The organism is Nonomuraea sp. MG754425, from assembly GCF_021699195.1.
Classification (GTDB): domain Bacteria; phylum Actinomycetota; class Actinomycetes; order Streptosporangiales; family Streptosporangiaceae; genus Nonomuraea.
Genome location: NZ_SSXE01000092.1, coordinates 43,873 through 55,397, shown reverse-complemented (window position 1 = coordinate 55,397; position 11,525 = coordinate 43,873). Strand labels below are relative to the sequence as shown.

The 11,525-nt window shown below is 70.3% G+C and carries 10 protein-coding genes; 4 read left to right on the top strand and 6 right to left on the bottom strand.

Translation table 11 applies throughout. The annotated features are described in order from the left end of the window. Positions 1-28 precede the first annotated feature (28 nt). Together FAF44_RS28930 and FAF44_RS28925 are read left to right on the top strand one after the other, a co-directional pair. Positions 29-985 (top strand): zinc-binding dehydrogenase, encoded by a 957-nt coding sequence (locus tag FAF44_RS28930; protein ID WP_237106453.1) that lies wholly within the window; start codon positions 29-31, stop codon positions 983-985. A 76-nt stretch (positions 986-1,061) separates the two neighbouring features. Next, complete coding sequence (locus FAF44_RS28925) at positions 1,062-1,919, top strand: oxygenase MpaB family protein (protein WP_237106452.1); 858 nt, start codon at positions 1,062-1,064, stop codon at positions 1,917-1,919. Between the two features lie 334 nt (positions 1,920-2,253). Here FAF44_RS28925 and FAF44_RS28920 read toward each other — a convergent pair whose 3' ends face one another. From FAF44_RS28920 to FAF44_RS28900, 5 genes are all read right to left on the bottom strand, one after another. After that, the gene (locus FAF44_RS28920) at positions 2,254-2,997 is read right to left on the bottom strand and encodes a PadR family transcriptional regulator (RefSeq protein ID WP_237106451.1); all 744 of its coding nucleotides are present in this window, start codon (positions 2,995-2,997) and stop codon (positions 2,254-2,256) included. Continuing rightward, the gene (locus tag FAF44_RS28915) at positions 2,994-3,797 is read right to left on the bottom strand and encodes a DUF4097 family beta strand repeat-containing protein (protein WP_237106450.1); all 804 of its coding nucleotides are present in this window, start codon (positions 3,795-3,797) and stop codon (positions 2,994-2,996) included. Before FAF44_RS28915 ends, FAF44_RS28920 begins: the two co-directional genes overlap by 4 nt. Before the next feature lie 198 nt (positions 3,798-3,995). Beyond that, positions 3,996-4,175 (bottom strand): DUF6104 family protein, encoded by a 180-nt coding sequence (locus tag FAF44_RS28910; protein WP_237106449.1) that lies wholly within the window; start codon positions 4,173-4,175, stop codon positions 3,996-3,998. A gap of 122 nt (positions 4,176-4,297) precedes the next feature. Then, entirely contained in the window at positions 4,298-7,948 is a 3,651-nt protein-coding gene (locus FAF44_RS28905) for a multifunctional oxoglutarate decarboxylase/oxoglutarate dehydrogenase thiamine pyrophosphate-binding subunit/dihydrolipoyllysine-residue succinyltransferase subunit (protein ID WP_237106448.1), read from the bottom strand. 204 nt (positions 7,949-8,152) lie between these two features. Beyond that, positions 8,153-8,797, bottom strand: a complete 645-nt coding sequence (locus FAF44_RS28900) for a B3/4 domain-containing protein (RefSeq protein WP_237106447.1) — start codon at positions 8,795-8,797, stop codon at positions 8,153-8,155. A gap of 73 nt (positions 8,798-8,870) precedes the next feature. Between FAF44_RS28900 and FAF44_RS28895 the strand changes: the two genes are divergently transcribed. Continuing rightward, entirely contained in the window at positions 8,871-9,437 is a 567-nt protein-coding gene (locus FAF44_RS28895) for a helix-turn-helix domain-containing protein (protein WP_237106446.1), read from the top strand. Further along, positions 9,434-10,717, top strand: coding sequence for an MFS transporter (locus FAF44_RS28890; RefSeq protein ID WP_237106445.1), 1,284 nt, complete (start codon positions 9,434-9,436; stop codon positions 10,715-10,717). The genes FAF44_RS28895 and FAF44_RS28890 overlap by 4 nt, the downstream gene beginning before the upstream one ends. On the opposite strand, the gene FAF44_RS28885 is transcribed toward FAF44_RS28890, so the two are convergent. Next, positions 10,665-11,510 (bottom strand): glutathione S-transferase family protein, encoded by an 846-nt coding sequence (locus FAF44_RS28885; protein ID WP_237106444.1) that lies wholly within the window; start codon positions 11,508-11,510, stop codon positions 10,665-10,667. The two genes, FAF44_RS28890 and FAF44_RS28885, sit on opposite strands and share 53 nt — an antisense overlap. Positions 11,511-11,525 lie beyond the last annotated feature (15 nt).

Genomic DNA, 11,525 nt, shown 5'->3' with positions numbered 1-11,525 from the left:
AGGGGGAGGACTGAAGTAAGGTGCGGCCATGTTCGCCGTAACCGCCACACAGACCGATCCCGACAACCCGCTCGCCGGACTGACGCTGGGCGAGCACCCCGAGCCGAAGGTGCCGGACGGTTGGACGACCGTCTCCGTACGGGCGGCAGCCCTCAACCATCACGACCTGTGGACGCTCAAGGGCGTCGGCATCAGGCAGGACCGGCTGCCGATCGTGCTCGGCTGCGACGCCGCCGGCGTGGACGAGGACGGCAACGAGGTCATCGTGCACTCCGTGATCGGCTCCGGCGCGGACGAGACGCTCGATCCCAGGCGCACCTTGTTGTCCGAGACGCACGACGGGACGTTCGCCGAGCGGGTGGCGGTGCCGCGGCGCAACCTGGTGCCCAAGCCCGCCGCCCTGAGCTTCGAGCACGCGGCCTGCCTGCCGACGGCCTGGCTGACCGCGTACCGCATGTTGTTCGACAAGGCCGGGCTCGAACCGGGCTCGACCGTGCTCGTGCAGGGCGCCGGCGGTGGCGTGGCCACCGCGCTGATCGCGCTCGGCCGGGCCGCCGGGTACCGGATCTGGGCCACCAGCCGCTCCGAGGGCAAGCGGGAGCGGGCCCTCGAACTCGGGGCCGACCAGGTCTTCGAGTCGGGTGCGCGGCTGCCCGAGCGGGTGGACGCGGTCATGGAGACCGTGGGTCAGGCCACCTGGGACCACTCGCTCAAGTCGCTCAAGCCCGGTGGTCGCGTCGTCGTCTCGGGGGCCACCAGCGGTGCGGTTCCGCCGGCCGATCTGAACCGGGTCTTCTTCCTGCAGTTGTCCGTGATCGGCTCGACGATGGGGACGCGGGAGCAGTTGGGGCGGCTGGCGGTGTTCCTGGAGCAGACCGGGCTGCGGCCGGTGATCGACCGGGTGTTGCCGCTGGCCGAGGCGCGCGACGGGTTCGCGGCCATGGCCGCCGGAGACATCTTCGGGAAGATCGTCTTTACTGGCTGAATAAGTGATGGGTTACTTCTGACTCTCCTGGGTGATACAAGAGAAATGGGGCTGTATCGCCCAGGAGGTGGTCATAGTGAACATTGAGCCGTTCGGCCCGGGTTCGATCCACTGGGACACTGCCGGCGAATATCGCAACCTGCTCGTGGCCGGCAGCGCGCTGGTGCTCCAGACGATGCACCCGGCCGTCGGGGCGGCCGTCGCGGAGCATTCCACGTACAAGGCCGATCCGTGGGGGCGGTTGGAGCGCACGCTCGCGTCCGTGCAGAAATGGGTGTACGGAGGGCCCGGCGGTCCCGCCGAGGGGCAGCGGCTCAGGGAACTCCACAAGCCGATCAGCGGGGTGGACGAACAGGGCAGGTCCTACCACGCGCTGAACGGTGAGGCGTGGGCCTGGGTGCATCTGACGTTGTTCGAGCGGTTCATCACGCTCAACAGGTATTTCGGCACCCCGTTCACGCGGGCGCAGGAGCGGCGGCTGTATGCCGAGTCGCGGCAGCTCGGCGCGATCCTCCGGGTGCCCGAGCGGGAGGTGCCCGAGGACCTCGACGCGTTCTGGCGGTACTTCGACGACATGGTGGCCCACCGGCTGGAGCCGCATCCGACCGCGCTCGACGTGCTCTCGGCGCTGCGCGGCACCCCGGCGCCGCCCGGACTGCCCGCTCCGCTCCGGCGGTTGTGGACGCCGGTGGGGGTCGGGGCGGGCGAGTTCAACCGCTTCGTCACCGTCGGGACCTTGCCGCCCGCCGTCCGGGAGAAACTGGGGTTGCGCTGGACGGCACGGGACGAACGGCGGTTGCGGCAGGTCGGGCACGCGGTGGCGATGGTGACGTCGAGGTTGCCCGAGCGGTTGCGGTACATGCCCATCGCCTACCGGGCCCGCAGGGCCGCGCGCAGTTCGCAGCGCCGGGCGGAGCGCCTGCCGGTCGGCTGAGGCGCCGGCATGGGCGCCGGCCGCCATGGTGGATGACGCCTCAGGACCGCTACCTTGCGCGAACCACCAACCGCCTCCGGCCCCGATCGCCTCCGGTTCGGGCCGCCGCCCCCACCGTGCGGGCCGCCCCGGAGTGGGTTGCTGCCCGCTCCGACCGCCCCCGGCTGGGCCGCCCGGTTCGGCGGGCTGCCTCTGGGGGGGGTTACTGCCCGCTCCGGCCTCCGCCGTGTGGACCGCCGTCCCGGTGCGGACCGCTGCCCGCCACTGTGTGCCGCCCTTGTTCGGGCGGCGTCCGGTTCGGGTCGCCCCCGTGTGGGGTGGTTGTGGAGGTGGGTCAGCGTTCGAGGATGTCGCGGATGCGGTGGCCGGCCTCGTCGAGGGTGATGCGGAGTTCGGCCAGCTTGTCGGGTGTGAGGCGGGCGTTACGGGCCTCCTCGCGGGTGCGGGCGACGAAGTCGGCGAGGTACTCGCCCAGTTCGGCGTCGAGTTCGGCGGCCCGGCGGGAGGGGTCGCCGCCGAGGGTGGTCCAGACCTCCGACCAGATCCGGCGCCACTCCTTGGTGAGCCGTTCGCCCTCGTCCTGGAGGTGGTTGGCGTGTTCCATCCACTGCCGCTTCTGCTGGTCGCGCAGCCGCTTGAGGTCCTCCTTCTGCTGGTCGCGCATCCGCCGGTTGTCCTCGGTCGTGCCGGTGCGCACGTCCTTGGCCATCCGGGTCAGCTCGTCGCGCAGGGACTTGACCGTGTCGCGCACGTCCTCCTTGACCTCCCGCGCGATGTCGCGGACGGAGGCGGAGATCTCCTGCTCCAGGTCGTCGAGTTCGTCGAGCCGGGCGTTCAGCTCCTCGCGGCCCTTGTCGGTGATCGAGAACACCTTCTTGCCCTCGACCACCTCGTGCGTGACCAGGCCCTCCTCCTCCAGCCGGGCCAGACGCGGGTAGATCGTGCCGGGAGAGGGCGAGTAGACGCCGAGGAAACGGTCCTGGAGCAGCCGGATGACCTCGTAGCCGTGGCGTGGGCTCTCGTCCAGGAGCTTGAGCAGGTACAGCCGGAGCCGGCCGTGACCGAAGACGGGGCTCATTCCTTGTCTCCCTTGAGCAACGTGACCTCGCCGGAGACGGTGATGACCGACAGCGAGGCCATGCCGCCGCCCAGCCGGCCGGACAACGTTCTCGTGCCGGGGCCGCTCCCGCTGGACAGTTCGTCGAACGCGCTGACCAGCCTGCCGGAGGTGGACCTGACGGTGACGTCGGTCGCCACGTTCTCCGGCAGCCTGACCAGGATGTCACCGGACACGCTGTTGAACGTGACGTGGCCGGTCGGCCGCAGCGAGAGATCCGCCGTGATGCGGCCGGAGACCGTGTTGGCCTTCAGCCGGTGCGGCGTGCCGTCGGCCACGGTCAGGTCACCCGAGACGCTGATGAACGACAGGTCGCCGTCCATGGCCCGGCTCTCGACGGCTCCCGAGACCGTGTTGGCGGAGACGGTGCCGCTGACGCCGTCGAGTACGACCTCGCCGGAGACGCTCTTGACGTGGGTCAGCCGCTCGAACCCGGCCAGCACGGCCGGTGCGGACACCACGCCCGCCTTGACCCGGCAGGTCTTGGGCACGGTGATGGACAGCACCGTCCGGCGCCGGTCGCGGCGCAGCCAGCCGAGCATGCCGTCCCAGGTGAGGTCGCGGTAGGCGACGGTGAGGGATCGGGTCTCCTCGTCGTAGGTCACCTGGAGCGGTGAGGCGGACTCGATGTCGGCGACCTCCAGGGTGGGCGGGCCGTCGCTGGCCAGTACGTCGAGCCGGCCGGCGACGATACGCACGTCAAGTGAGTCCACTTCGCCGAACGTCAGTTGGTGTGGCTGGTCGATCGTCCACTGCTGCATGCTCCCCCGCCCTTCTCACGGCGACACGTCCCTACGTGAGTCACGATATGTCGCGTCTGCGCGAAACTCAAGATGTATCGCGTTATTCGAGAATACGGCCTCGTGGTGGCGAGTGGGCGGGTGAATCGCCAGGGCCCGGCGTGGCGGGCGCGGCCCGGCCCCGGCGAGCGACCCGTCGCCGGGACTCAGAGGGGCCGGTCAGTCGTCCTCGTCGTCGTCGAGCCGGGCCAGCCAGGTGGCCAGCCGCTCGACCGGCGTCTCGAACTCGGGGTTGAGATCCACGAACTCGCGCAGCCGCTCACCCAGCCACAACAGGCTGACCTCCTCCTCGCCGCGCCGCTGGACCAGCTCCTCGATCCCCCGATCGGTGAAGTACATCGCTTTCCCTCCAGAAAGAACCCGTGGCCGGCGGCACGCGGGCCCGGCCTGACTTTAGCCTGCCTGAGCAGCGGTGAGCCCCCGGCCGCGGGCAGCGGACCGGGGGCTCGGGTGACGGTGGCTCAGCCGAAGATCTGGTGCAGGATCCCCTCGAGCTCCGTGTCGTGCGAGTTGTGCGACCCGGTCGCGGGCGAGCTGTTCGGCGTGCGCGACACGCGCCGCACCGGCCGGCCGTTCAGGGTCTGCGGGTCCTCGGCCAGCTTCAGCGTGAGGTACGGCCACGGACCCATGTTGGCCGGCTCGTCCTGGGCCCAGAGCAGCTCGGCCTGCTCGCCGAACCGGGCCAGCTCGGCGGCGAGCTCCTCGGACGGGAACGGGTAGAGCCGCTCGAGCCGGACGATCGCGACGTCGTCACGGCCGGCCTTGTCGCGATGCGCGGCCAGGTCGTAGTAGACCCTGCCCGAGGTGAGCACGACCTTGGTGACCTTGGCCGGGTCGGCGCCGGTGTCGCCCAGGACCGGCTGGAAGGAGCCCGAGGTGAAGTCGGACGACTTCGACGTGGCGGCCTTGTGGCGCAGCAGCGACTTGGGCGTGAAGACCACCAGCGGCCGGTGCCGCTCCGACTCCACCTGCCAGCGCAGCAGGTGGAAGTAGTTGGCCGGGGTGCTGGGCTGCGCGACCGTCATGTTGTCGAGCGCGCAGACCTGCAGGAACCGCTCGATCCGGGCGGAGGAGTGGTCGGGGCCCTGGCCCTCGTAGCCGTGCGGCAGCAGCAGCACGACGGAGGACTTCTGGCCCCACTTCTGCTCACCCGACGAGATGAACTCGTCGATGATCGTCTGGGCGCCGTTGACGAAGTCGCCGAACTGCGCCTCCCAGCAGACCAGGGCGTCGGGCCGGACCACGCTGTAGCCGTACTCGAAGCCGAGCGCCGCGAACTCGCTGAGCAGCGAGTCGTAGACGTAGAACTTCGTGGTGCCCTCGTTGAAGGTCTTCAGCGGCGTGTGGTCGGCGCCGGTCATCCGGTCCACCAGGACGGCGTGGCGCTGGGTGAACGTGCCGCGCCGGGAGTCCTGGCCGACCAGGCGCACCGGGTGGCCGTCCATCAGCAGCGAGCCGAAGGCCAGCGTCTCGCCCATCGCCCAGTCGATGGAGTCCTGCTCGACCATCTGGCCGCGGCGCTGCAGCACCGGCGCGAGGCGCGGGTGCGGCGTGAAGCCGTCGGGCAGGTTGAGCTGGGTGTCGACGATGCGCTTGAGCGTCTCGTGGGTGATGCCGGTGGGCGTCTCGTCGTGGCTCCACTTGACGACCTCGGTGGGCGGCACCCGCATGGCCGCCGCCTCGGCGGGCTTCTTGGCCGCCTCGCGGGTCTCGGTGAACGCCTGCTCCAGCTTGGCCTGGTAGTCGCGCAGCGCCTGCTCGGCCTCCTCGACCGTGATGTCGCCCCGGCCGATCAGCGCCTCGGTGTAGAGCTTGCGGGTCGAGCGCTTGGCGTCGATCAGGTCGTACATCAGCGGCTGGGTGAAGGCGGGGTTGTCGCCCTCGTTGTGGCCGCGGCGGCGGTAGCAGATGAGGTCGATGACGACGTCCTTGCGGAACGCCTGGCGGTACTCGTAGGCCAGTTCGCCCACGCGCACCACGGCCTCGGGGTCGTCGCCGTTGACGTGGAAGATCGGTGCCTGGATCATCCGCGCCACGTCGGTCGCGTAGACCGAGGAGCGGGACGAGGCGGGCGAGGTGGTGAAGCCCACCTGGTTGTTGACCACCACGTGCACGGTGCCGCCGGTGCGGTAGCCGCGAAGCTGCGACAGGTTGAGCGTCTCGGCCACGACGCCCTGGCCGGCGAAGGCCGCGTCACCGTGGATGAGGACGGGCAGGACGGTGAAGCCCTCCTCGCCGCGCTCCAGGAGGTCCTGCTTGGCGCGGACGACGCCTTCGAGGACCGGGTCGACGGCCTCCAGGTGGGAGGGGTTGGCGACGACGGAGGCGTTGATCGTCCGGCCGCTGGGCGCGGTGAACATGCCGGTCGCGCCGAGGTGGTACTTCACGTCGCCCGAGCCGTGCGCGGTGCGCGGGTCGATGTTGCCCTCGAACTCGCCGAAGATCTGGGCGTAGGACTTGCCCACGATGTTGGCCAGCACGTTGAGCCGGCCGCGGTGGGCCATGCCGATGACGACCTCGTCGAGGTCCTCGTCGGCGGCGTCGCTGATCACCGAGTCGAGCAGCGGGATCAGGGACTCGCCGCCCTCCAGCGAGAAGCGCTTCTGGCCGACGAACTTCGTCTGCAGGAAGGTCTCGAACGCCTCGGCGGTGTTGAGCCGGGACAGGATGTTGAGCTGCTCGTCGCGCTCGGGCGACTTGTGCGGCTTCTCCACCCGCGCCTGGATCCAGGCCCGCTCCTCGGGGTTCTGGATGTGCATGTACTCGATGCCGACCGTGCGGCAGTAGGAGTCGCGCAGCACGCCCAGGATGTCGCGCAGCTTCATCAGCGGCTTGCCGCCGAAGCCGCCGGTCGCGAACTCGCGCTCGAGGTCCCACAGCGTCAGGCCGTGGGACTGGATGTCGAGGTCGGGGTGCTTGCGCTGCTTGTACTCCAGCGGGTCGGTCTCGGCCATCAGGTGGCCGCGCACGCGGTAGGCGTGGATCAGCTCGATCACGCGCGCGGACTTGGCCACGTCGTCGTCGTGGGTGGCCGAGATGTCCTGGACCCAGCGGACCGGCTCGTACGGGATCCGCAGCGCCTCGAAGATCTCGTCGTAGAAGCCGTGCTCGCCGAGCAGCAGCCGGTGGATCTGGCGCAGGAAGTCGCCCGACTGGGCGCCCTGGATGATCCGGTGGTCGTAGGTGCTGGTCAGCGTCATGACCTTGGAGACGGCCAGGCGCGAGAGCGTGTCGGGGGAGGCCCCCTGGTACTCGGCCGGGTATTCCATCGCCCCGACGCCGATGATCGTGCCCTGACCGGGCATCAGGCGCGGCACGGAGTGCACGGTGCCGATGGTGCCGGGATTGGTCAGGGAGATCGTGGTGCCGGAGAAGTCGTCGACGCCGAGCTTGCCGGCGCGCGCCTTGCGGACGACCTCCTCGTAGGCCATCCAGAACTGCCGGAAGTCCATCTCTCCCGCGCCCTTGATGGAGGGCACGAGGAGCTGGCGCTCGCCGTTGCTCTTCTGCACGTCGATCGCGAGGCCGAAGCCGACGTGTTCGGGCTTGACCAGGGTCGGCTTGCCGTCGATCTCGGCGTAGGAGAAGTTCATCTCCGGCATGGCCTTCAGCGCCTTGACGATCGCGAACCCGATCAGGTGCGTGAAGGAGACCTTGCCGCCGCGGCCCCGCTGGAGGTGATTGTTGATCACGATGCGGTTGTCGATGAGCAGCTTGGCCGGGATGGCCCGGACGCTGGTCGCCGTCGGGACCGTCAGGGACAGGTCCATGTTGGCGGCCGTGCGGGCCGCCGCGCCGCGCAACTTGACCTCTTCGGCGCCCTTGGGCACCGGAGCGGCCGGCTGCTTCGGCTTCTCGGCAGCGGGTGGCGCCTTGGGCGGCGCCTTGGGAGCCTGAGGAGGAGCAACGGGTGCGGTCACAGAGCCGTTCGCCGCCTCCCTGACCGGGGTTCGACCCGGTCCGTAGTCAGGGTTGTAGTCAGCGAAGAAGTTCCACCAGGCCTTGTCGACAGACTCTGGATCTTGGAGATACTTCTGGTACAGCTCGTCGACAAGCCACTCGTTCTGACCAAAGCTTGCCAGCGGGTTTGTCCGCGACGACTCAGACGACACGGCGGAAATCGCCCTCTTCCGCAGATCGGCGTTGATGTTAGAGAACCTGTCCAAGGCTACTCGCCCGGACCGGCAGCGCGCGCCGAAGAGCCCGTGCCGCCTCGAACGATCCTCTCAGGCGCGTGCAATGAGGTCACGCTCGCCTCGTCAATCCGGGTGGTGTAGCGATTATTACTCTTTGGTATCAACGTCGCGGGCAGAGGTTTATTTCCCGTCGGCCACCAGGCGGCTGGCGATCTGCACCTCCGGGGACAACTCGGACAGAAGGTCTGCCAGCTCCTCGCCCGCCTGCTTGAGTTCTTCCAGGGACATCGGCTCCAGGCGCTCCAGGAGGAAGATCGCGTTGGTGGTCTCCTCGGTGAGGCGGGTGCGCGCCACCTGGCGCCAGTTCCATCTCCTGCAGGTGACACCGATGTCGTCGCGCCAGATGACCTCGCCGGGCTCCGGCTGCCCCAGGGCCTCCTCCGACGCCTCGTCGCCGGCGGCCCGCACCAGCCGCGCCGGGCCGGCGTAACGGTCGAGGTCCTCGCCGCCGATGGGGAGCGCGTGCTTCACGCTGATCGAGTTGTACGCGTCGACGACCCGGTTGATCTCCGGCAGCGGCATGCGGCGGGTGAGCGCGTCGACCGACGGCCGGGTGCGCTGCGGCTTGGCCCCGAACGCCCGGTAGGCGTCCTTCCAGGCGTCGATCTTGTCCGCCTGCGTCTCCGCCGTCGAGGCCGTCTCCAGCCACGCCCGGGAGCGGTCGTCGGTGGGCCCGTTGCGCAGGCCGTGCGCGGTCACGATGAGCACCGCGAAGTCGGGGCGCAGTGCGAAGACGGAGTCGTCCACCTGGATGTCGTCGAGCATCCCCACATTCTAGGGAGCCGGAAGACCGCAAAATTCTCTTTGCAAAATTCTCTTTGCGGTCTATGGTGGCTTCATGGAAGAGCACTACAAGATCAGCGATCCGCGGGTCCTGAGGGCGGTCACCCACCCGCTGCGTGCCCGGCTGCTCGGCCTGCTGCGCTCCGACGGCCCCGCCACCGCCAGCGAGCTCGGCCGCACCGTCGGCGAGAGCTCCGGCTCGACCAGCTACCACCTGCGCGAGCTGTTCAAGCACGGCTTCATCGAGGAGGACCCCGAGCAGCGCGACGGCCGCGAGCGCCGCTGGCGGGCGCGCCACCGCTACACCTCGTGGAACAGCCGGGAGATGTACGTCACCCCGGAGGGCCGCGAGGCGGTCAAGGTCATGCGGCTGCACCAGGCCGACGTGTTCGGCCGGAGCGTCGAGGAGTTCGACGAGTCCGAGTGGTCGCCGGAGTGGGTGGAGGCCGCGGGGGTGAGCGACCACATCGTGGAGCTGCCGCCCGCCGCGCTCGCCGAGTTCGCCGCGCGGACCGAGGAACTGCTGGCCGAGCTGGCCGCCCGTCACCAGGGTTCCGGCGACGCCCGGCTCGTCCATGTCTGGGTGGCGGGCTTCCCGCGCCGGCGGATGGAGCGGTCGTGACCGCGCGCTCGGCGTTACGGCGTTACCTGCTCGTCAACTTCCTGACCTGGCTGCCGCCGGGGCTGATGATGGCGACGATGGTCCTGCTGATGACCGAGCGGGGCCTCGGCCTCGCCCAGATCGGCCTGGCGGTGACGGTGTTCTCGATCGTGACCGTGAGCCTGGAGCTGCCCACCGGCGGGCTGGCCGACGTCCTGGGGCGGCGCGTGGTGCTGGCCGCCTCGGCCGCGTTCACGGTGGCGGGGCTGACCCTGATCAGCGTGTCCACCACGTTCTGGATGTTCCTGCTGAGCGGGGTGCTGAAGGGCGTCGCGAGAGCGCTGTCCAGCGGCCCCGCCACCTCCTGGTACGTCGACACGCTGCACGGCATCGAGGGCCACGACGCCGACCTGCGGCCCGGCCTGGCCAAGGGCGGGGCGATGGAGTCGGCGGCCCTGTGCGCCGGTGTGCTGGCGGGCGGCGCGCTGCCGCTCGTGGTGCCGCCGTCGCTGCTGCTCCCGCTGGCCGCGCCACCGCTGGCGGGCGCAGCGGCGGCCGTGGTCCTGCTGGTCGTGGCGGTCTTCGCGCTACCGGAGCCGGCCCGCGAGCGTCGTTCGGCGGCGAGTGTGCTGCGCGAGGTGCCCGCCTCCGTCGTGGGCGGCGTCCGGCTGGTGCTGGGCGGCGCGGTGCTGCGCCGCCTCATGCTCGCCGCCGCCGCGTCGGGCGTGGTCCTGATGAGCATCGAGCTGCTCACCCCGGGCCGGCTGGCCGCGCTCGCCGGCACGGCCGAGAAGGGCGGCATGGCCTACGCCATGGTGACGGCGCTCGGGTTCGCGGGCAGCGCGGCGGGCAGTGCGTTCGCGCCCCGCGCCGCTCGCCTGGCGGGCGGCTCGGCCAGGGGCGCGATCGCGGGGACGGTCCTGACGGCGCTGTCCGTCGGCGCGCTGGCCGCGACCGCCGGGCTGGACGGCCCGTCCGGCCTGGTGAGCGCGGCGCTGGCCTACGTCCTGCTGTTCGCCGGCGGCTCGGTGACGGGCGTGCTGTGCCTGGAGCTGACCCACAAGGCGGTCACCGCGGCCGAGCGCACCACCGTCACCTCGACGAGCTCGATCGCCCTGCAGTCGGGCGGCACCGTGGCCAACCTCACGCTCGGCGTCCTGGCCGCCCAGGCGGGGCTGGCCGCCGCCTGGGGCCTGGCCGCGCTGGTGATGCTGGCCTCGGTGGCGCTGTTCGTGCGGATGCCCGTGCCTACCGGCTCCAGTCCAGCTCGGGTCCGACCGGCACGATCCGGCTCGGGTTGATGGCGGGCTGGGTGAGGTAGTAGTGCCGCTTGATCTGGTCGAAGTCGGTGGTCTCGCGGAAGGCCGGGACGGCGTACAGGCGGCGGGCGTAGGCCCACAGCGCCGGATAGTCGACCAGCCGCCGCACCGAGCACTTGAAGTGCGCGTAGTACACCGCGTCGAACCTGGCCAGGGTCGTGTAGAGGCGCACGTCGCTGTCGGTGAGGGTGTCGAAGAGGTACTGCGACTCGGCCAGCCGCACCTCCAGGAAGTCGAGGGTGCTGAACACCCGTGCCACCGCCTCCTCGTAGACCTGCTGGTCGCGGGAGAAGCCGGCCTCGTAGACCGCGTTGTTGAGCCCGTGGAAGAGGCGGTCGTTCATGATGTCGATGTCGGGGCGCAGCCGCTCCGGGTAGAGGTCGGGCGAGGTGCCCCACGACGTCTCCAGGTCGAGGGTGATCCGGGGGAAGTCGTTGGTGACGATGCGCCCGTCCCTGGTGTCCCAGACGCAGGGGACGGTGTAGCGGCCCGTGTAGCCGGGGTCGGTGGCGTGGTACAGCTCCGACAGGTACTCCGGGTCGCCTCCGGGGATCCGCCAGCCCTTCTCGTCGCGGATGGGATCGACGATCGTGACGTCGAGCAGCTCCTCCAGGCCCAGGAGCTTCCTGACGATCAGGACGCGCTGCGCCCACGGGCAGGCGTAGGAGGCGTAGAGGCGGTAGCGGCCGGGTTCCGGAGGGCCGAGCCGGTCCGTGAAGCGGTTCGGCTGCCGGACGAAGCGGCCCTCGGCGGAGATCTCGCGGCTCGGCTTCATGCCCCAAGTAGAACA